19 protein-coding genes, 1 tRNA gene and 1 pseudogene are annotated in these 19270 nt (G+C 66.1%); 10 read left to right on the top strand and 11 right to left on the bottom strand.

The window, feature by feature from the left end; translation table 11 throughout:
* Both smpB and dapA read right to left on the bottom strand, forming a co-directional pair.
* Complete coding sequence (gene smpB / locus ASF81_RS14385) at positions 1 to 474, bottom strand: SsrA-binding protein SmpB (RefSeq protein ID WP_055809902.1); 474 nt, start codon at positions 472 to 474, stop codon at positions 1 to 3.
* Positions 474 to 1358: a 4-hydroxy-tetrahydrodipicolinate synthase gene (gene dapA, locus ASF81_RS14380; protein WP_055809899.1), complete on the bottom strand. Its 885-nt coding sequence runs from the start codon at positions 1356 to 1358 to the stop codon at positions 474 to 476. The genes smpB and dapA overlap by 1 nt, the downstream gene beginning before the upstream one ends.
* Positions 1359 to 1483: 125 nt before the next feature.
* On the opposite strand from dapA, the gene ASF81_RS14375 reads away from it, so the two are divergent.
* The gene (locus tag ASF81_RS14375) at positions 1484 to 3544 is read left to right on the top strand and encodes a lytic transglycosylase domain-containing protein (protein ID WP_200932983.1); all 2061 of its coding nucleotides are present in this window, start codon (positions 1484 to 1486) and stop codon (positions 3542 to 3544) included.
* On the opposite strand, the gene ASF81_RS14370 is transcribed toward ASF81_RS14375, so the two are convergent.
* From ASF81_RS14370 to ASF81_RS14355, 4 genes are all read right to left on the bottom strand, one after another.
* Positions 3538 to 4293, bottom strand: a complete 756-nt coding sequence (locus ASF81_RS14370) for an ABC transporter ATP-binding protein (protein ID WP_055810067.1) — start codon at positions 4291 to 4293, stop codon at positions 3538 to 3540. The genes ASF81_RS14375 and ASF81_RS14370 overlap by 7 nt on opposite strands.
* Positions 4290 to 5279, bottom strand: coding sequence for an iron ABC transporter permease (locus tag ASF81_RS14365; RefSeq protein ID WP_055809894.1), 990 nt, complete (start codon positions 5277 to 5279; stop codon positions 4290 to 4292). Before ASF81_RS14365 ends, ASF81_RS14370 begins: the two co-directional genes overlap by 4 nt.
* Entirely contained in the window at positions 5276 to 6001 is a 726-nt protein-coding gene (locus tag ASF81_RS14360; protein WP_255353895.1) for an ABC transporter substrate-binding protein, read from the bottom strand. Before ASF81_RS14360 ends, ASF81_RS14365 begins: the two co-directional genes overlap by 4 nt.
* 68 nt (positions 6002 to 6069) lie before the next feature.
* Positions 6070 to 6699, bottom strand: a complete 630-nt coding sequence (locus ASF81_RS14355; RefSeq protein WP_055809882.1) for a TetR/AcrR family transcriptional regulator — start codon at positions 6697 to 6699, stop codon at positions 6070 to 6072.
* A 120-nt stretch (positions 6700 to 6819) separates the two neighbouring features.
* Here ASF81_RS14355 and ASF81_RS15505 point away from each other — a divergent pair.
* The 4 genes and pseudogenes from ASF81_RS15505 to ASF81_RS14340 all read left to right on the top strand — a co-directional run.
* Positions 6820 to 7731: pseudogene (locus tag ASF81_RS15505) on the top strand (glycosyltransferase); the annotation flags it as partial.
* Between the two features lie 118 nt (positions 7732 to 7849).
* Positions 7850 to 8221 carry a hypothetical protein gene (locus ASF81_RS15500; RefSeq protein ID WP_235559385.1) on the top strand — a complete coding sequence of 124 codons (372 nt, stop codon included), beginning with the start codon at positions 7850 to 7852 and terminating at the stop codon, positions 8219 to 8221.
* A gap of 18 nt (positions 8222 to 8239) precedes the next feature.
* On the top strand, positions 8240 to 9151 hold the full coding sequence (locus ASF81_RS14345; RefSeq protein ID WP_055809880.1) for a class I SAM-dependent methyltransferase: 912 nt from the start codon (positions 8240 to 8242) through the stop codon (positions 9149 to 9151).
* Positions 9148 to 9945 carry an RNA methyltransferase gene (locus ASF81_RS14340; protein WP_055809877.1) on the top strand — a complete coding sequence of 266 codons (798 nt, stop codon included), beginning with the start codon at positions 9148 to 9150 and terminating at the stop codon, positions 9943 to 9945. Before ASF81_RS14345 ends, ASF81_RS14340 begins: the two co-directional genes overlap by 4 nt.
* Here ASF81_RS14340 and ASF81_RS14335 read toward each other — a convergent pair.
* Positions 9942 to 11219 carry an MFS transporter gene (locus ASF81_RS14335; protein ID WP_055810065.1) on the bottom strand — a complete coding sequence of 426 codons (1278 nt, stop codon included), beginning with the start codon at positions 11217 to 11219 and terminating at the stop codon, positions 9942 to 9944. The genes ASF81_RS14340 and ASF81_RS14335 overlap by 4 nt on opposite strands.
* Before the next feature lie 56 nt (positions 11220 to 11275).
* Positions 11276 to 13702 (bottom strand): ATP-dependent helicase HrpB, encoded by a 2427-nt coding sequence (gene hrpB, locus ASF81_RS14330; protein ID WP_055809874.1) that lies wholly within the window; start codon positions 13700 to 13702, stop codon positions 11276 to 11278.
* 145 nt (positions 13703 to 13847) lie between these two features.
* On the opposite strand from hrpB, the gene ASF81_RS14325 reads away from it, so the two are divergent.
* Entirely contained in the window at positions 13848 to 15422 is a 1575-nt protein-coding gene (locus ASF81_RS14325; RefSeq protein WP_055809872.1) for an amino acid permease, read from the top strand.
* 121 nt (positions 15423 to 15543) lie between these two features.
* Here ASF81_RS14325 and ASF81_RS14320 read toward each other — a convergent pair.
* A tRNA-Leu gene (locus ASF81_RS14320) sits at positions 15544 to 15628 on the bottom strand.
* Positions 15629 to 15781: 153 nt separating this feature from the next.
* Here ASF81_RS14320 and ASF81_RS14315 point away from each other — a divergent pair.
* A complete protein-coding gene (locus ASF81_RS14315; protein ID WP_055809869.1) occupies positions 15782 to 16705 on the top strand; it encodes a helix-turn-helix domain-containing protein in 924 nt (307 codons plus the stop codon).
* Between the two features lie 89 nt (positions 16706 to 16794).
* Here ASF81_RS14315 and ASF81_RS14310 read toward each other — a convergent pair whose 3' ends face one another.
* The gene (locus ASF81_RS14310; RefSeq protein WP_055809866.1) at positions 16795 to 17076 is read right to left on the bottom strand and encodes a hypothetical protein; all 282 of its coding nucleotides are present in this window, start codon (positions 17074 to 17076) and stop codon (positions 16795 to 16797) included.
* A gap of 539 nt (positions 17077 to 17615) precedes the next feature.
* Between ASF81_RS14310 and ASF81_RS14305 the strand changes: the two genes are divergently transcribed.
* From ASF81_RS14305 to ASF81_RS14295, 3 genes are read left to right on the top strand one after another with little or no spacing between them, the layout of a single operon-like run.
* Positions 17616 to 17852, top strand: coding sequence for a hypothetical protein (locus ASF81_RS14305; protein WP_055809862.1), 237 nt, complete (start codon positions 17616 to 17618; stop codon positions 17850 to 17852).
* Position 17853: 1 nt separating this feature from the next.
* Positions 17854 to 18300 carry a hypothetical protein gene (locus ASF81_RS14300; RefSeq protein WP_055809859.1) on the top strand — a complete coding sequence of 149 codons (447 nt, stop codon included), beginning with the start codon at positions 17854 to 17856 and terminating at the stop codon, positions 18298 to 18300.
* Positions 18300 to 19007: an SOS response-associated peptidase gene (locus ASF81_RS14295; RefSeq protein ID WP_055809857.1), complete on the top strand. Its 708-nt coding sequence runs from the start codon at positions 18300 to 18302 to the stop codon at positions 19005 to 19007. Before ASF81_RS14300 ends, ASF81_RS14295 begins: the two co-directional genes overlap by 1 nt.
* 25 nt (positions 19008 to 19032) lie before the next feature.
* On the opposite strand, the gene ASF81_RS14290 is transcribed toward ASF81_RS14295, so the two are convergent.
* The coding region (locus ASF81_RS14290) for a DUF1810 family protein (RefSeq protein WP_156363295.1) at positions 19033 to 19270 on the bottom strand (238 nt) is incomplete at its 5' end.

The following is a 19270-nucleotide window of genomic DNA, read 5'->3' as shown; positions in this document are numbered from 1 at the left end:
TCAGCCCTTGTCGCGCATCAGGCGGGCCTTGTCGCGCTGCCAGTCGCGTTCGGCCGAAGCCTCGCGCTTGTCGTGCAGCTTCTTGCCCTTGGCCAGAGCGATCTCCAGCTTCGCCTTGCCTGCATCGTTCAGGTAGAGCTTCAGCGGAATGATGGTCTGACCGTCGCGCTGGACCGCCCCCATAAGCTTGTCGATCTGCTTTCTGTGCAGCAGCAGCTTACGCGGTCGGCGTGGCTCGTGGTTGAAGCGGTTTGCCTGCTTGTACGGCGGGATATCGGCGTTGATCAGCACGATCTCGCGCCCCTCCACCGCCGCATAGCTTTCGGCGATATTGGCTCGGCCGTCGCGCAGCGCCTTGATCTCGGTGCCCAGCAGCTGGATCCCGGCCTCGATATTGTCTTCCAGGAAATAGTCGAACCGCGCGCGGCGATTTTCGGCGATGACCTTGGATTTCGATTGCGGCTTGGGGGCCATCAGATGACGCCCGCCGCCGCCATGGCGCGGTCGATGAAAGGTTTGACCGCATCGGAGGTCGGCGACAGTGGCAGACGCGACTCCTCATTGCACAAGCCGAGCTTGGCCAGGGCGTATTTTGTCGGGGCGGGCGAGTTGTCCAGGAACAGCGCCTTGCACAAACTAATCAGTCGGTCCTGCCAGTCGCGTGCTGTCGCATAATCTCCGGCGGTCATCGCATTGTGCAAGGCGACCATGGCCTCCGGCGCGACATTGGACGCCACCGAGATCAGGCCGACGCCGCCATGGGCGTGGTAGCCGAGATAGCTGGGGTCGTCGCCCGAGATCAGGTCGAACTGGCCATCGATGTTTGCGCGCATCCAGCTGACGCGGCTCATGTCGCCCGTGGCGTCCTTGATGCCGACGATGTTGGCGTGGGCCGCCAGCCGCGCCACTGTCTCATTGGACAAATCGGCCCCCGTGCGGCCCGGCACATTGTAAAGCAGAATCGGCAGTTGAACCGCGTCGGCCACCGCTTCGAAATGGGCCGCCATGCCTGCCTGGGACGGGCGAATGTAATAGGGCGTCACGATCAAAGCCCCATCCGCGCCCACCGTCTTGGCGTGGCGGGTCAGGTCGATGGCCTCCTTGGTATAAGGCGATCCGGTACCGGCGATGACGGCGATGCGCCCGGCCGTCAGACGCACGCACAGTTCGATGACGTGCTTGTGTTCATCTAGGTCCATGCTGGCGCCCTCGCCCGTCGTGCCCATCGGGACGACGCCGTGAACCCCTGCGGCGATCTGACGCTCGAGCAGTTTGGCGAATGCGGCTTCGTCCACGTTTCCGTCACGAAGTGGTGTGATCAGGGCGGTGATCACGCCCTTGAACAAGGGGGCGTTCATGAGACTAAGCTGGCCTGCGTGGGGAGTGACGATGGACGGATGTTCATCGCCTTTGCAATGAGCGCGGGACGTTAGGTCGCCAGCGGCTCCGCCGCAACCGGGATTGAATGGGAACAGGACAGATCATGATCGCGACCAGTCTGGCGGCGGCCCTCGCCGTCCTTGCGCCGAACCCGCAGGACGTCCTGCCTACCCAGCCTGTGCCCTATGCTTCGGCGTCCTCGTCCGTCCCCGGCTATTCGGCGACCTATCAGGGCCGCGTGCTGAGCGATCAGGACACGGCGCTGTTTCGTCAGGGGCTGGCGGCGGCCCGTGCGCGCGATGTGTTCGGCGCCCAGTCCGCTATGTCGCAGATCAGGGACGCCTCGGCTCGCAAGCTGGTCGAATGGGCGCTGATCGACACCTCGGGCGAGCAGTTGCCCTACTCGGACCTCGCGCGCGGTCAGGCCGATCTGGCGGGATGGCCGCGCGGCGAATCGCGACGCGCCGCCGCCGAAAAGGTGCTGGACCGGTCCGGCATGGGCGCGGACGCCGCCTTGGCCCTAATGTCTGACGGAAAGCCGACGACGGTCGAGGGGGCCATCGCCTACGCCTCCGCGCTGCAGCAGCGCGGCCGCCAGGATGAGGCCCGCGCCCTCGTCCGCGACTGGTGGCGCACCCGCTCCTTCGATGACGCGCCGCAGTCGCGTATCCTCAGCCAATGGGGCTCCTGGTTGACGCCCGCCGATCACGAGGCGCGGCTGAACATGCTGCTGCTAGGTCCGCACGGACCGGCGACGCGTAGCATGATCAATCTGGTCTCGCCCGATCGCGCCGCCATCGCCAACACGGTGATGACCCTTCGCTTGGCCTACAGCCCCGACGCCGTCATCGCCAATCTGACGCCGGCCCAGGCGGCCGATCCGGCGGTCGTGCTGGAGCGTGTTCGCCTGCTGCGATCGCAAAATCGCCAGTCCGAAGGCTTTGCGCTGCTGGCCAATCTTCCGCCGGCGCCAGGCCATACTACCGGCGACAACACCCTGTGGAGCGAGCGCCGCAACTACTTCCTCGACGCCCTGCAACAGGGCAACTGGCGCGCAGCCTATGACGCCATGAACGGCCACGGCTTCACCTCGGGCGACCGGATGGTGGACGCCGAATTCTTCGCCGGCTGGGTCGCCCTGACCAAGCTGAACCAGCCCGAGGTCGCCGCCCGCCATTTCGAGGCTCTGCGCACCGCCTCATCCACGCCGATCACTCAGGGCCGCGCCTACTATTGGCTGGGTCGCGCCGCCGAGGCGCGCGGCGAACGCGACGCCGCCCTCGCCTACTATCGCAACGGCGCCCAGCATTGGCAGACCTTCTACGGTCAGCTAGCGGCCGAGAAGGCGGGCTTGACCACCCTTCAGCTGCCGGGGGAACCTGTGCCTTCACAGGCGGACATCGCCCGCTTCGAAGGCAATGAGATCGTCCGCGCCACGCGGATTCTGGGCGAGACCGGCGAGATGAGCCTGCTGCGCGTTTTCGCCTATCAGCTGGACAATGACCTGCCGACCATCAACGACCTGGCCCTGCTGATGGACCTGTCGCGCGGCTATGGCGAAGGCTTCACCGCCATGATGGTGGGGCGCGCCGCCAGCCAGCGGGGCTTCGTCATGCCCGAGCGGATGTATCCCGTCCGCGTCCCGCCCCAGGTCGCCGGCGCCGCACCGCTGGAGTTCACCCAGGCGATCACGCGTCAGGAATCCAGTTTCGATCCCCGCGCCCGCTCCGGCGCCGACGCGCGCGGCATGATGCAGTTCCTGCCGTCCACCGCCTCCGGCGTCGCCCGCCGTCTGGGCATGAGCTATTCCGCCGAGCAGTTGTGGGATCCCGACTACAACATGACCCTGGGCAGCTATCACCTCGGCGAGCTGATGGCCGCGAACAACGGCTCCATGCTCCTGGCGACGGTTGGCTACAACGCTGGACCGGCCCGCCCCAGCCAGTGGATCGCCCGATGCGGCGACCCGCGCGGCGATGCGATCAAGACCATCGACTTCATCGAGTGCGCGCCCTTCACCGAGACGCGCAACTATATGATGCGGGTGATGGAAAACATGGCGGTCTACAAGGCGCGCCTGAACGGCGGCACGGCGCCGCTGACGCCCTCGGCCGACATCTCGCGCGGATCGGCGGCCGGCGCGCGGCCCTATATCGCCTACTGAGCCCGGCGGGCCGCCAGCAGCGGCCCGTTCGGCCCCTCGATCCACTCGCCGTCCAGCCCGAAGACCTGGCGCAGGACGGCGGGCGACAGCGCCTGGATCGGTGGGGCGTCGGCGACCACCCGTCCCCGATCCAGCACAACGATGCGATCCGCCACGGTTGCAGCCAAGGTCAGGTCGTGAAGACTGACCAGCACCCCTGCCGCGTCGCCAGCACGCGCCCTCAGGCGCTCCAGCACCAAACGCTGCGCATCCGGGTCCAGCCCCGCGATCGGCTCGTCGGCCAACAGCAGCGGCGCATCGACGACAAGGGCTCGCGCCAGCAGAACCCGGGCACGCTCGCCGCCTGACATCTCTGCAACGCCGCGGTCCGCCAGATGACCAGCGCCGACTTCGTCCAGAGCGGCTCGCGCGCGCATCAGCGCATCCGCGCCTGACAGGAAAGGCGCGCCGAGCGCCGCCACCTCCACCGCCGGCAGATTCCAGGCGATGCGCCGGTCCTGCGGCAGATAGGCGACGCGTTCCGCCCGCTGGCGATGGGACAGATCGACGATGTCCGCGCCGCCCAACCTGATTTGTCCGCCGGTCGTCTCCAGCAGGCCCACAGCCGCGCGGATGGCGCTGCTCTTGCCCGCCCCGTTTGGTCCGCACAGGGCCACGACCTCGCCCGCCGCGACCGACAGGCTCACCCCGTCCAGCACAATGGCCTTGCCCAAGCGTGCTTGAACCGTCTGCAGCGACAACAGGCTCACAGCCGCCACTCCCGCGCTGCGCGCCAGGCGATCAGAGCGAACAGGGGCGCGCCGATCAGGGCGGTGAACACGCCCAGCTTAAGCTCCTGATCCGTCGGCGTCAGTCGCGCCAACAGGTCCGCGACGATCAGCATCAGCCCGCCGGCGAGCGCCGAGGGCGCCAGAATTCGCTTCGCATCACCGCTAACCGCCGCGCGCACCAGATGCGGCGCCGCCAGGCCGACGAACCCGATGACGCCCGCCACCGCCACGGCCGCCCCTGTTGCCAGGGCCGCCGCGATCAGGGCGAAGGCCCGCAACCGTCCCATATTCAAGCCCGACGCCGCCGCACCGTCGTCGCCTAGGGTCAGCATCCGCAGACCTGTGCCCGACAAGGCAGCAAAGCCCCCCGCGACGATGACGGCCGGCGTCACCCAGGCCACATCGACCCAGCTTCGGTTCTGCACCGATCCCAGCAGCCAGGACATGACCTCGGCCGAGGCGATGGGCGACGGCGACAGGTTGAAGATCAAGGCTGTCGCCGCGCCTGCGAAACTGGACACCGCCACTCCGAACAGGATCAGGGCCTCGGGCGCCCGCATGGCCCTGGACGCCACGATCAACAGTGCGCCCGCCAGCGCCGCGCCCGCCAAGGCCGACACCTCGACGAGTCCCGGCACGGCCGCAGCGCCAAGGACGATCGCCAGCGCCGCGCCCAGGGCCGCCGTCGCCGACACGCCCAGTACGCCGGGATCGGCTAGCGGATTGCGCAACAGCCCCTGCATCACCGCGCCTGCCAACCCCAGGGCCGCGCCGACGACCAGGGCGCAGACCGCGCGCGGCGCTCGCACCTGCCATAGCACCTCGGCCGGACCGGATGTCGGATCGCTGAAGGCAGCCGCATACTGATCGACGCTGAACGCCGTCTCGCCGGCCAGCACCGCTAAGGCCAGCGCCGCGACGATCAATCCGGTCAGAACCAGGCACAGCCGAACTGTTCTGTTCACGGCCGCCCCTTGGCCATCATCTCAACCGCATCGGCGGCGAACCAGGCCGGGCAGGTCAAGGTCGCGGCGGGCAGGCGCGCCGCCGTTCGACCCTCGGCCGCTCGCGCGACAACCGGATGCCGCCCCGGTCCGCGCAGGTCGGCGCGCAGCTGATCGAAGAAGCCGAGCACAAATCGCACCGGAGGATTCATCGCGATCCGCTCGACGCTGAGTGCGCCAAAACCGGGCGCGGCCGACAGATTTGAAAATCCGGCCGCCCGCATCATTGCATCGATCAGCGTGCCTGGCCCCGCGGTGAAGCCCCCCGAGGTCAGATAGACTGCCCCCGGCGCCTCAGCCGCGCGCTTCACCGGCGCCGCTTTGGCCAACTTCCCGTCCATCTGTCGCTCTAACGCCTGTCCGCGCTCAGCCTGTCCCAGATCCCGCGCCACAGTCCGGATATTCCGTCGTACGCCCTCCAGATCAATCGCATCATCGATTGTGACCACCTTGACGCCGCGCTGCGTCAGCGCGGACAGCAGGCGCAATTCGCCGCCCCAGTAGCGCACCACGACGTCAGGCTGAAAACCCACGGCGGCCTCGAGCGTCGGACGCAAACGCTTGTGACCGACCGCCTGCTGACGCAGCCAGGCGTCAGGATCGTCGGCGCGCGGCGATAATGCGATGTCTGAATCCGGCGCTAGAGCCAGCACATATTGGTCGGCGCACTGGTCCAGCGCCATGATCCGCAAGGGCCTGGCCTGAGCCGTGCTGCTGAACGCAAGAGCCGCCAAGGCGACGCAGATATGCTTCATCCTTCGATCAGACCGGCGAACAGGGCGTCCAGGGTCGTGCGAACCAACGCCCGTCGATCCGACCACGGAAAATAGGGCTTGGTGATCATGAGCGACACGATCCCGTGCGCCGCAGCCCAGATCGCCTGGGCGATCGTTGCGGGATCCCCCTTCATGCGTCCGGCCGTCACGGCGTCGCAGACGGTGGCTTCCAATGTCGTGAACAGGCTGGAGCCCAGTTCGCGCGCCGCGTCCTGGGCGCCCTCTCGCGCCTCGACCGGCCGTGTCAGATAGATCAGCCGATAGGCGTTGGGATGGGCGAAACCGAAGTCGATATACCCCTCGATCATCCGCCGCAGCCGCTGCTCGGGCGGCGCGGCCTCATCGGCGACGGCGGCGTTCGACGCGATCAGACGGGCGAAGGCGTCGCGACAGATTTCCTGCAGGATCGCGCCCTTGTCCGGGAAATGCATATAGAGCGCCGTCGATGACAGCCCGACCTCGTCCGCGATCTTACGAATCGTCGCGCCCTCATAGCCGCGTTCGACGAAAATGCGCTCGGCCGCCGCCAGGATTTCGCCCCGGCGTGAATGGCCTTCGCCCTTGGGCTTTCGGGTCGTGCGCGAGGCGTTCGAAAGTTCAGACAAGCCGCTGCTCCGGGTGAGGCGCCCTGAATAGCGACAATCCGTCCCGGACGCCAACCGACTTGCAGAACAAGGTTGTTTGAAATAGCGATTAGGGGTTGTGGCGCTTTGGGGGCGGATGCGGTGAAGGATTGGGCGCATCCGGGGATCAGGCCCCGCAGAAATGGCGCCTCACGACGCACGTGGAGCGGTTTCCAGGTCACGACCTTGATCCTGCTTACGCTGACATCCGCCGTGGCGCTAATCCGCTGGCCCCAAACCGCTCTCACCGTCGCCCTGGTGTTGTTCCAAGCCGCGTTCGTTGTGTGCGCGCTGTGGAAGGCCGTCATCGGTATCGCCAGCCTGCGACGCCCCGCGCCTGTTCCGCGTCCGATCGAATGGCCGCGCTACACCATTCTGGCGGCGCTTTATGATGAGGCGGCTGTGACCTCGCAGTTGATCGCCAACCTCGGCCGGATCGACTATCCGGCGCACAGGTTGGAGGCGTTCATCGTGCTGGAGGCGCATGATGAGGTCACACTGGCCGCAGCCCAGGCGACGCCCAAACCGCCGTGGCTGAAAATCCTGATCGCACCGCCGGGCAGCCCCCAGACCAAGCCGCGTGCTTTGAACTACGCCTTGGGTCACGCGCGGGGCGATCTGGTCACCATCTATGACGCAGAGGACCGACCGCATCCGCAACAGCTTCGCCAGGCGGCGGCGCGTTTCGTCGCCCAGCCCCGGCTGGGTTGTCTTCAGGCGCCGCTTCGCATCCGAGGATCCGGCAAGCCTGGCTCCTGGTTTCTGGATCGGCAGTTCGCCTTTGAATATGCGGCCCTGTTCGAAGTGACTTTGCCGGGCATGGCGCGGCTCGGCCTGCCCTTTCCGCTTGGCGGCACAAGCAATCACATCCGCATGACGGCGCTGCGTGGCGCAGGCGGCTGGGATGCGCACAATGTCACCGAGGACGCCGACCTGGGCTTTCGCCTGTGGTCGATGGGCTGGAAGCTCGGCGTCATCGACAGTCCGACGTGGGAGACGCCGCCGGGCGCGATGGACCGGTGGCTGCCCCAGCGCGCCCGGTGGCTGAAGGGTTATATGCAGACCTGGGGCGTGCATACGCGGCGTCCCAACGCCTTGGGCCGGCGCGGAATCTTGTCGCTGGTCATGACCTTTGGGCGCGGCGATCCTTTCGGCGGCCGCCCATGCCCCGACGCTGGCCTGGCTGGTTCTGGCTATCGCCGTCTGGGCTCTGTCCGGCGTCTTGCCGCCTTTGCCCGGAGGCTCGCTAGGCGTGCTGGCCCTGGGCGTCATCGCCGCCTGGAAGAGCTGCGCGGTCGGAGCACGACGCGCCGGGCTCGATTATCGGCTGGGCGATGTGCTGGCTGCGCCGGCATACTGGGCGCTGCTCAGCCTCGCCTTTGTCCATGCAGCCTGGCGGCTGGCGGTCGAACCGCACGTCTGGGACAAGACCCCGCACGATCGCGACGATCAGATGCCGGAATTGACGGTCGTGGCGCTGGACGCTGGACGCGAGGCGGCCTGAGCGCCTATCAGCCCGACGATGGCGCCCGTCCTTTCCAAAACTCCCGAAACGCTCGTGACCTTCGGCTGGTCCGACTATGCCCTGCTGGACAGCGGCGACGGCAGGAAGCTGGAGCGGTACGGCCGCTACACCGTCGTTCGGCCCGAGCCGCAGTGTTTCTGGTCGCCCCGCGATCCGAAAGCCTTCGAAAGCGCGACAGCGACGTTCGATCCGCAGCAGGAAGAGGAAGACAGCGGTCGCTGGCGGTTCGACAAGCACGGCCCCATCGACGCCTTCCCTTTGAAATGGCGCGATGTGAAGTTCACCGGCCGCTTCACCCCCTTCCGCCACCTCGCCTTCTTCCCTGAACAGGCGGCCAACTGGGAATGGCTGGACGGACGGGTGCGTGACTTCGCACGTTCGGCCGGCCGCGCGCCGAAGATACTGAACCTGTTCGGCTATACCGGCGTCGCGAGTCTGGCTGCGGCCGCCGCAGGCGCCGAGGTCACTCACGTCGACGCGTCCAAGAAGTCGGTCGCCTACGCCCGAGAGAACGCCGAGCAGTCGGGCCTGGCCCAACATCCGATCCGGTGGATTGTCGAGGACGCGCGCAAATATGTCGCGCGCGAAGTTCGTCGCGGCTCGAAGTATGACGGCATAGTCCTGGACCCGCCCAAATACGGGCGCGGCCCTACGGGCGAAGTCTGGCGACTGTTCGAGGACATGCCGGGCCTGCTCAAGGACTGCGCCTCTCTGCTGGCGGACGATGCCGACTTCCTGCTGCTGAACGCCTATGCGGCCCGCGTTTCCGGCCTGTCCCTGGCGCATCTGATGGTCGAGGCGACCCAGGATCGCGGCGGCCGGGTCGACTGGGGTGAACTGGCCCTGTCCGAAGACGGCCCAGACGCCCGCGCCATCGGCCTGTCCTTCTTCGCGCGGTGGAGCCAATGACCGAACGCGTTATCACCTCCCTGACCAACGACACGGTCAAGGGCGTCCGCGCCCTGCATATGCGCAAGGAACGCGACCTGACCGGCACCTTCCTGGCCGAAGGCCTGAAGTTCATCGGCGAGGCGCTGGACCAAGGACGCGCGCCCCGGATGCTGCTGGTCGGCGAGGGCGCTCGTCCCCATCCGTTGCTTGACCGCGCCAAGGCCGCCACGCTCAAGGCCGGCGGCGATATCATCGTCGTCACCCACGCCATCCTCGAAAAGATCAGCCGCCGCGACAATCCGCAGACCGTGCTCGGCGTGTTCGAACAGGCCTATGCCCCTCTCGACAGTCTGAACCCCGCCTCGGCTCCCTGCTGGGTCGCGCTGGAGCAGGTGCGCGATCCGGGCAATCTGGGCACCATCATCCGCACGGCGGACGCGGCCGGTTGCGGCGGAGTCATTCTGATCGGCGATTGCGTCGATCCCTATTCGGTCGAGGCCGTGCGCGCGACCATGGGCTCGGTCTTCGCCGTTTCGATCACCAAGACGACGCCCGAAGCCTTCCTGACCTGGCGCAAGCGCTGGCCCGGCAGCGTCGTCGGCACACGACTCGACGCCAAGGTCAGTCACCGCTCATCCGTCATGCAACGGCCGTCGCTGATCCTGATGGGCAATGAACAGGCGGGCCTGACCGACGATCTGGCCGCCGCCTGCGACGTCAACGTCAAGATCCCGATGCGCGGCCGCGCTGACAGCCTGAACCTGGCTATCGCCACCGGCATCATGGTCTATGCCGCGACGGATGAAGCCTAGCGCTTCTCCTCCGGCGCCACGCGGCCCATGCCCCACAGGGCCGCGATGGTGACCAGGGCCGAAATCGCCAGATAGCCGCCGACGGCTCCCGGCCCGAATCGCTCGGCCAGCTTCAGCGCGACATAGGGCGCAAGTGATGCGCCCAGGATGCCCGCCAGATTAAAGGCCATCGACGCGCCGGTGTAGCGCACCGCCGTCGGGAACGGCCGCGCCATGGCGGCACCGATGGGGCCATAGGTGCAGCCCATCAGGGCGAACCCCAGCGCAAAGAAGATCAGCAGGCCGCTGAGGCCGCCCCCGAACAGCGGCGCGAACAGAAAGCCGAACAGGCCGATCCCCACGGACGAGGCGATCAGCACCCTGACCTGCCCGTATCGATCCGCCAGCAAGGCTGTCACGGGGATGAAGGCAGCGAAGAACAGCACGCCGATCAGCTGGATGGGCAGGACATCGGCCCGGGCTAATCCCATCCCTGTCGTCGCCCACCCCAGGGCGAAGACGGTCATCAGATAGAACAGGGTGAAGGTCGTCACGCCGCTGAAGGTGCCCAGAACCAGCGCCGCCTTGTGATGGGCGAACAGGGTCACGGCCGGCGCCTTCACGCGCTCGTCGCGATCCACGGCCTTCTGGAACTCGGGCGTCTCGGTGATCTTCAGCCGCACCCACAGGCCGACGAACACCAGGATGGCGCTGGCCTGGAACGGAATTCGCCAGCCCCAGCCCTCGAACGCGGTCTCGCTCATCGTCGACGTCAGAACGATGAAGGATGTGGTGGACAGGATGAAGCCGATGGGCGCGCCCAGTTGGGGGAACATGCCGAACCAGGCCTTCTTTCCGGGCGGCGCGTTCTCTGTCGCCAGCAACACCGCCCCGCCCCACTCGCCGCCCAGGCCCAAGCCTTGTCCAAATCGACAAAGAGCCAGCAGCAAGGGCGCCAGCAGGCCGACCTGCTGGTGCGTCGGCAACAGGCCGATAGCCACCGTCGAAAGCCCCATGGTCATCAGCGCCGCAACCAGCGTCGCCTTGCGTCCCACTCGGTCCCCGAAATGCCCAAAGGCCAGGGCGCCGATGGGCCGCGCGAAGAAGGCGATGGAGAAGGTCGCGAACGACGACAGCAGCGCAGTACCCGGATCCTCGCCAGGGAAGAACAGCGTCGGGAACACCAGGACGGCCGCGGTTGCGTAGATGTAGAAGTCGAAGAACTCAATCGTCGTGCCGATCAGGCTGGCGAACAGCACGCGGCCGGTGGAGTTCTTCGGCAGGACGTCGGACATCTTCTTCTCCCGGTTGTCCCAGCGATGCCCGTTTCCCTCCCGCCGCGTCAAGGCGATCAGGCGCCGCGCGGCTTGACCCGGTTCGTCGCTTGCGCCTCGGCCGGGTTTTCCGGCCACGGATGACGGGGATAGCGGCCGCGCATCTCCGCGCGCACCGCCGCCCACGAGCCTGACCAGAAGCGCGGCAAGTCCTTCGTCACCTGCACCGGCCGTCGCGCCGGCGACAATAGGGCCAGGGTCAACGGCACGCCGTCGACGGTCGGATGCGTCGTCACGCCGAACAGTTCCTGCACCCGAATATCCACGCGCGGCCCGCCCTCGGCGGCATAGTCGATGTTCGCTGAGCCCAACGGCGTGACCAGACGCGGGGGCGCCAGCTCGTCCAAACGGCGTTGCAGGTCCCAAGGGATCAGCCCGCGCAAGGCCTCGGCCAGACGACCGTCAGCGATCCCATCCAGCGATTTCGCCCCTTCCAGCAGGGGCCACAGCCAGTCCTCACGCGCCGTCAGCAGGGCGTTGTCCGACATGTCGGGCCAGGCTGTGTCGCGCGCGTGCAGGAAGGCCAGACGTGCGCGCAGTCCCGACGCCTGCTCGCCCCATTTCAGCGCGCTCAGCCCATCCGCCTCGATCTCGGCCCGAAGGGCGGCGGTCAAGGTCTTCGCATCCGGCGCGCCGACGATCTTTTCGTCCAGCACGATGGCCCCGATGCGTCGAGAGCGCCGGATCACCGAGCGCCCCGACGGTTCGCGCGCCAGCCGGTCCTCCGTCGAGATCAGGCGCGCCAGATCGCTGTCGATCTGGTCCGCCTCCAGCGCCGCCGCCAGTCTCACCCGGTCGCGCGTGTCGCCGCCGCCGAGTTCGGCGATCGCCAACCAAGGCTCACGCGCCAGATGGTCGGTCGCCTCCAGCACGGCCCCTCGCCCACTAGCCAAAAGGAATTCACCCGCCTTGCCCCGCGCCTTTGCGATCCGCTCGGGAAAGGCCTCGGCCAACAGCAGTCCAGGATCGATCGTCCGTCCCGATCCGCCGCCCGCGGCGCGCGCCCAGCGCTCCGCCAGTTTGATCGAATCGCGCGCTCTCTGCGTCCGATCGCGCTCCAGCCCGATCAGGCGATCCGCCAGGTCAATGCTCGATCCGCCCAAACCCGGCTCGCTCAGCACCGCCGCGATCCGTGCGCCCGTCATCGCGTTGCCGGCGTCGGACGCCACAGCCAGCATGTGGGCCAGCCGCGGCGACAGCGGGATTTTCGTCAGGCGCAGCCCGTGTTTCGACAGTCCGCCATCGGCATCCAGCGCACCCAACCGTGTCAGCACCTTGCGCGCCTCGGCCATGGCCCCAGCTGGCGGCGGGTCGAGCAGGGCCAGCCCCTCCGCCGAGCGTGCGCCCCACCGGGCCAGGTCCAGGGCCAGCCCGGTCAGGTCCGCCTCCTGGATTTCCGGCCGTTGATGCGGGACCAACCCGCGCGTCTGTTCCTCATCCCACAGGCGGTAGCAAACGCCCGGCTCGGTGCGCCCGGCCCGGCCGCGCCTCTGTTCCGCGGAGGATCGGCTGACCTTGACCGTCGCCAGCCGGGTCAAACCGCTGGAGGGTTCGAATCGCGGCACGCGCGACAGGCCGCCGTCTATCACGACCCGCACGCCTTCGATGGTCAGACTGGTTTCCGCGACCGAGGTCGCCAGCACCAGCTTGCGCCGCCCCACAGCCGCCGGTTCGATAGCCCGGTCCTGTTCGGCCCGGTCCAGTCCGCCGTACAGGGGCACGACATCGATGTTCGGTAGCCGCAGCCGCTCGTTCACAAGCCGAGCGACCCGATGGATTTCACCCTGCCCTGGCAGGAAGACCAGCACCGACCCCGTCTCCTCGCCCAGCGCTGTCAGGCAGGCGCGCGCCACCGCCTCTTCGAACCGTTCGGACGGATTGCGGCCCAGATACCGGGTCTCGACCGGCCAGGCCCGTCCCTCGGCCTCGATCACCGGCGCGCCGTCGAGCAGGCGCGAGACCCCGACCACATCCAGCGTCGCGGACATGACCAGCAGCCGCAGGTCCTCGCGCAGCAGCTTTTGCGTGTCTCTCGCCAACGCCAGCCCGAGGTCGGCGTCCAGGCTGCGTTCATGGAATTCGTCGAACAAGACTGCGCCCACGCCGTCCAGCCCCGGATCGTCCAGAATCATTCGCGTGAAGACGCCCTCGGTGATCACCTCGATGCGTGTGTTCGGGCCGATCCTGCTCTGCAGTCGGGTGCGATAGCCTACCGTCCCGCCCGGCTGCTCGCCCAGAGTCGTCGCCATCCGGTCTGCCGCCGCCCGTGCGGCCAGGCGTCGCGGTTCCAGCACCAGCACCTTGCCGTCCAGCCAGGGCTGATCCACAAGGGCCAGTGGCACGACCGTCGTCTTGCCCGCCCCCGGCGGCGCCGCCAGCACGGCCGTATTGCCCGCGCTCAGGGCGACTTTCAGCGGTTCCAGAACGGCGTGGATGGGCAGCATGCGTCGCCTCTAGCCTGCCGACGTGTGATCACGAAAGCGTCGTCGCGCCTTAACCACCCCGTCATGCGCGTTGCGCGCCGCCTCATCCGTCGCTAGCGTCCGCCCCAAGCAGCCGAGGGGCTGCATCAAAACGTGGGGGTATTTTATGTGGCGCGTTAAGTCGCTCGACGCGATCCTTGCCACGGCCGAGAAGAAGTCGCTTCACCGGTCGCTTGGTCCTATTCAACTAACGCTTCTGGGGATCGGGGCCATCATCGGCACCGGAATTTTCGTCCTGACCGCTTCGGCCGCCCAAAAGGCCGGACCGGGCATGATGATCAGCTTCGTCATCGCCGGCGCCGTCTGCGCGGTCGCAGCGCTCTGCTACTCCGAACTGGCGTCGATGGCCCCGGTTTCGGGCTCGGCCTACACCTACACCTACGCCGTGATGGGCGAACTGCTGGCCTGGACGGTCGGTTGGGCGCTGATCCTGGAATACGCCGTGGCGGCGTCGGCCGTGTCGGTCGGTTGGTCGGGTTATGTGCTTGGGCTGATAGAGAACGGGTTCAAGTTCGACTTCCCCGACCTCCTGTCCGCCGGGCCGACCTGGTCGATGAACGGCTTCATCCCCACGCCTGACTTCTCGGCCGGGATCGTCAACATTCCCGCCATCGTCGTAGCCCTGCTGGTGACGGCTCTGCTGATGGTCGGCACCACGGAATCGGCCCGGGTCAACGCAATCCTGGTGGCGATCAAGGTCGTCGCCTTGACGGTCTTCATCATCATCACCCTGCCGGTCATCAAGTCGGCCAACCTGTCGCCGTTCGCTCCCAATGGCCTCTTCGGCCAATACTCGGGAATGGGCATCGTCGGCGCCGCGGCCTCGATCTTCTTCGCCTATGTCGGCTTTGACGCCGTTTCGACGGCGGCCGAAGAAACCAAGAACCCGCAGCGTAACGTACCCATCGGCCTGATCGGCTCGTTGGCCATCTGTACGGTCTTCTATCTGCTGGTCGCGCTCGGCGCCGCCGGCGCCATCGGCGCGCAGCCGGTTCTGGGCGCCGCCGGTGAAGCGGTCCAGCCGGGCTCGCCCGCCTTCGTCGCCGCCTGCACCCTGCCCGCCAACGCCGAAATGCTGGTCTGCTCCAACGAGGCCCTGGCCCACGTTCTGCGTGTCGTCGGTCACCCCCAGATCGGCAACGCCCTGGGCACCGCCGCCTTGCTGGCCCTGCCGTCGGTCATCCTGATGATGATCTTCGGTCAGACCCGCATCTTCTTCGTGATGGCGCGCGACGGCCTGCTGCCGGAAGGCCTGACCAAGATCCACCCCAAGTGGAAAACGCCCTATATCGTGACCGCCGCCACCGGCATCGCGGTCGCCATCGCCGGTGCCCTGTTCCCGGTGGGCCAACTCGCCGACATCTCGAACTCGGGCACCCTGTTCGCCTTCTTCATGGTGTCGATCGCGGTGCTGGTGCTGCGGGTCAAGGATCCGAACCGTCGCCGTCCGTTCCGTACGCCGCTGATCTGGGTGTTCGCGCCCCTGTCGGCGTTCGGCTGCGCCTTCCTGTTCTGGAACCTGCCGCACGACGCCAAGATGGTGCTGCCGATCTGGGGCGGCATCGGCCTGGTGATCTACTTCCTGTATGGCTACCGCAAGAGCCACCTGGGTCGTGGTCTGGTCGAGGTTCACGAAACGGACCGCGACGTCCCGCCGCCACCCGTGCCGCCGATCAGCTAGGGCCAAACCGGGCCTGTCGCACCAATCACGGCAGGCCCATCTATCGGCCTCAAGTAGCCGGCAAGGGCGATAGGCCAAGAATAAAGAAAGGCCCCGGATCGCTCCGGGGCCTTTTTTGTCTTGGTGCGGATGAGAGGACTCGAACCTCCACGCCTCTCGGCGCTGGAACCTAAATCCAGTGCGTCTACCAGTTCCGCCACATCCGCATCGAGGTAGGACGGGCCTTCTAGGGGCGTTTCATCGTTGCGGCAAGAGCCAACGAACCGGAACAAACAGGGTCTGTGCGACACAATCCGGAGGGACCGCGTCACAAAATCCCCCACACTCTGTTCCGCAAGCGTTCACGGTGCGACTTGCTCATGTCTGACCGTTTCACCGCCAACAAGCTCGCGTGGCTGGAGCAGGTGCAGGATGATGGTGAGCTGAGCGCCACAGTTTTCGCGGTCGCGTTCGGCATCGCCCGCCACTTGAACCGCGAAACCGGCGATGCCTGGCCCAGCCAAGCCACCCTCGGCGAGATGGCCGGTGTGTCCGATCGTCAGATCAGAAAGCTGCTCAAGATCCTCCACACCCAAGGGCATCTCGATATCCAGACGGGAGGTTTCCATCGGCCCGATAGGTACCGACTGATCCTAAAAGACCGGAACTCCAGTTCCAGTCATGACCGGAACCACAGTTCCGCCCTTACCCCTCAAGACCGGAACTCCAGTTCCAGAGAGACCGGAACTCCAGTTCCGCCTAACCCTTTGAGAGAACTCTTTGAAAGAAGTGCTGCGCTGTCTCGTGACGAGGAGAGCGAAGCCGACCGCATTTTCGCGATGATGCCGAAGGGCTCGGCGAGCAGATCGAACAAGTCCAAGATCCGCGAAGCCGTGGCCAGCATCGTGAGCGAGGGAACCCCTGCTCTGTCGCTCCGGATCGCCGTCGGTGCTTTCGTGGCGGCCTCCCCTGACGCCAAGGACCAAGACGGGCGGTTCATGGGGGCGGCCCATACGTGGCTCACCGAGAAGCGAGGCTGGGAAGCCTACCTGCCATCGGCCGACGATCTGTTCTTGAGAAGCCGGCCCCCTGCTGAGGTGCAATGGTTCCATCGCGTCAGGTCCTGGCAGCACAGCCCCGGCTATTGGCGCATGAAGCAGGACGACTTCGGTCCTGAGCCCGATTCGCCGAATACCCGCGTACCCCAGGCCGTACTGGCCTATTGCCTCGAGAACACACCACCACAGCCACGGCCAGCCAATGACACACACCGGCTTAACCAGAAGCGGATCCGATGGCAATGAAAGAGAATGCGCCGCCGGAACACGCCAGCCCGATCAGCTATTCGGTGCGGCTCCCTGCCCTTTCGCGAAGCAGTCGGGCTTCGTTGAGCTCAGTCAAATCTGAAAGCCTCAAAAAGGGCCGCCATACGAATATCGTCTGGGATTTCCGATCTGGGATGGAATGGACGTTCTCCCAACCGACCGAACACGATCTCGGCAGCTTGGCCCGCAACTTCTCTTGCCTGCCGAATGTCGCTTTCGCTCATCGTTCTTTTCGCCATCGCCAAGGTGAGGCTCAAAATCATCATTGTCTGATAGCCGGCCTGCTTAGCAGACCACTCCGTCATGTCAGGTGAGTAAGCGACCAACGCGTCCGACACGTGTTCGCTCATTGTCTTTCCCAGCCGCTTGGCTTGATTTTCCGCCCGACGGTAAACGTCATATTCGATGTAGGCTTGTATGCGCGGGCGTCGCGTAACCACTGATTTTCTCCCTAGGGGTGGATCGTCAGCAACCCACTTAATTGACTGATTAGACGCGGTAAATAGACATAGCGATGTTGTGGGTCACTTGTGACCCATTTTGCGCCCGGGTTTTAATGTTAAAATACAGTGACTTGGACCCAACGCAGGTGTGCGTAATGTGTGCATCATCCCTCACAGGATGATTTTCCTATCGGCCCCTTTGGGGTGAATTCGTTTTTGCCAACGATTTGATTTGTGTGAACGCTAGGCTTCGCTCGCCTTTAGGCGCTCATGAAAGATGGAAGATTTTCAAGCGTGGCCATGGGTGGAACAAATTTCGCGGTCGGGGACGGCAGACCCCATCGGGTGCCGTACAAGTCGTGCGCTTACTCAGACTGGTCCCATGCGCGGTCGCGACTCCACATTCGCCGGCCTGCGTGTCAGGGTTCGGCCGGGAGGACCGACTGATGGCGACACGCAAGACCCTCGTCAGATCACGCGCCGGCGTTCGGCTTCAACACATCGAACATCTGGCGCGGCAGCAGGTGGTCCAGTCGTCCTGGCGGCTTTCAACCCTGCGCCAAAACCCGCCCCGCTCATTTGCGGATGAGATGGAAGCGGAGGACGCCTTTGACATGGAGGTCATCGCTTCGCTCACCGATCCCCTTATCATGGACATGCAGCGTCGCGGACTGATCGACTGAAATGGCGGCCAAGCTGAAGGTCTTCACCTGGTCCGACGGCTTTCATGCCTTCACCGTCGCCACCACCTCGCGACCCAAAGCGTTGGAGGCCTGGGGCTCAAAGCAGGATCTGTTCGCAACTGGCCTGGCCAGTCAGCTTTCCGGCGGACCGGATTACGAGGCCGCCCTGGCCTCTCCTGGCGAGGTCATCGAGAGGGGCCTCGCGATCGATGTCGGCAAGATCGGCAAGGCCAAACCCGCCAAACCTCGGGGACCATCCAAGGCGAAGGCCGCCAAAATTGAAAAGCTGCAGGCGGCGCTGGCCGATCTGGATGAACGCCATCAGGCGGTAAGGGCTGATTTCGAAGGACAACAGGCCGCGCTAAGCCAGGCGCGTCAGGAGGCGGAGGTGACCTATGAGGCGGAGCGCAAATCCCTGGCTGCGGCTCTGAAAAAGGCCAGAGCCTGATGTGCAACCTGTACCGCCAGCGCTCCGGCCCCCAGGCCATATTGGATGCGGCGAACGCGATGCGATCGACCGTCGGCAACCTCGCGCCGGGCGACATCTATCCTGACTATCCGGCACCGATCGTGCGCTGGGAGGGCGCAGAGCGCATACTCGCTTCGGCGCGCTGGGGCTTGCCGTCGTCCAAAAAGATGATCTTCGACAATGCGACGAAGCGCGCCGACAAGCTGCGCGCCAAAGGCGGCGAGGTCGACTTCCAGAAGATTCTGGAGTTCGAGCCCGACAGCGGCACGACCAACGTCCGCAACACCCGGTCCAGCCATTGGCGGCCACATCTGGCGCCGGCATCCCGATGCCTGGTGCCCTTCACCGCCTTCAGCGAACCTGGCCGAGACGCCGCCGGCAAATACCGACCCGTCTGGTTTAAGCTCGCGGGAGACGAGCCCGAGCCCCTGGCCTTCTTCGCCGGCATTCACGTTCGGGCCCACACCAGCGTGCGCAAGATCAAGACCGGCATGGAGACGATCGACGTCTTCGCCTTCCTGACGACCGACCCCAACGCCGAGGTCGGCGCGGTGCACCCCAAGGCCATGCCGGTGATCCTGACGCAGTCCGACGAGATCGAGGCCTGGATGACAGCTCCGTGGGAAACGGCCAAAGCGCTGCAGCGGCCGCTGCCCGACGGCGCTCTGTCAGTTATCGACACCTGAACCGCGTAAAGCGGCCGATCGTTGATTAAAGACGATCCGATCCCGTTCTGGCGGTCGACACAAGGTCTGCGGTCAACGGATCAGGCGAAAGGCCCCAGCGTGCAAGCGCCGCGTCGAACACGGTTGGATCGGCCGCCACGGCGGCGAACAAGGTCATCGACGAGCGGAATTTGAGGTCATCGGGCGATCCGAACAGCTGAAGCACCGACGCCACCGGCGCCGTGCTCGCGGTTTGGGCTGCGCGGATGAGACGCGCCCCTAAT

This window comes from Brevundimonas sp. Leaf168 (assembly GCF_001423685.1).
Lineage (GTDB): Bacteria > Pseudomonadota > Alphaproteobacteria > Caulobacterales > Caulobacteraceae > Brevundimonas > Brevundimonas vesicularis_C.
The sequence above is the reverse complement of the archived record's forward strand: the minus strand, read 5'-3'. Positions and strand labels throughout refer to the sequence as shown.

Excerpts from the sequence above, each read along its gene's own strand:
- ASF81_RS14305 (WP_055809862.1), top strand. The coding sequence starts at position 17,616 with ATGGCGACACGCAAGACCCTCGTCAGATCACGCGCCGGCGTTCGGCTT.
- ASF81_RS14315 (WP_055809869.1), top strand. The coding sequence starts at position 15,782 with ATGTCTGACCGTTTCACCGCCAACAAGCTCGCGTGGCTGGAGCAGGTG.
- ASF81_RS14360 (WP_255353895.1), bottom strand. The coding sequence starts at position 6,001 with ATGGCGCTGGACCAGTGCGCCGACCAATATGTGCTGGCTCTAGCGCCG.
- ASF81_RS14325 (WP_055809872.1), top strand. The coding sequence starts at position 13,848 with ATGTGGCGCGTTAAGTCGCTCGACGCGATCCTTGCCACGGCCGAGAAG.
- ASF81_RS14340 (WP_055809877.1), top strand. The coding sequence starts at position 9,148 with ATGACCGAACGCGTTATCACCTCCCTGACCAACGACACGGTCAAGGGC.
- ASF81_RS14310 (WP_055809866.1), bottom strand. The coding sequence starts at position 17,076 with ATGAGCGAACACGTGTCGGACGCGTTGGTCGCTTACTCACCTGACATG.
- smpB (WP_055809902.1), bottom strand. The coding sequence starts at position 474 with ATGGCCCCCAAGCCGCAATCGAAATCCAAGGTCATCGCCGAAAATCGC.
- ASF81_RS14295 (WP_055809857.1), top strand. The coding sequence starts at position 18,300 with ATGTGCAACCTGTACCGCCAGCGCTCCGGCCCCCAGGCCATATTGGAT.
- ASF81_RS14345 (WP_055809880.1), top strand. The coding sequence starts at position 8,240 with ATGGCGCCCGTCCTTTCCAAAACTCCCGAAACGCTCGTGACCTTCGGC.
- ASF81_RS14335 (WP_055810065.1), bottom strand. The coding sequence starts at position 11,219 with ATGTCCGACGTCCTGCCGAAGAACTCCACCGGCCGCGTGCTGTTCGCC.
- ASF81_RS14300 (WP_055809859.1), top strand. The coding sequence starts at position 17,854 with ATGGCGGCCAAGCTGAAGGTCTTCACCTGGTCCGACGGCTTTCATGCC.
- dapA (WP_055809899.1), bottom strand. The coding sequence starts at position 1,358 with ATGAACGCCCCCTTGTTCAAGGGCGTGATCACCGCCCTGATCACACCA.
- ASF81_RS14375 (WP_200932983.1), top strand. The coding sequence starts at position 1,484 with ATGATCGCGACCAGTCTGGCGGCGGCCCTCGCCGTCCTTGCGCCGAAC.
- hrpB (WP_055809874.1), bottom strand. The coding sequence starts at position 13,702 with ATGCTGCCCATCCACGCCGTTCTGGAACCGCTGAAAGTCGCCCTGAGC.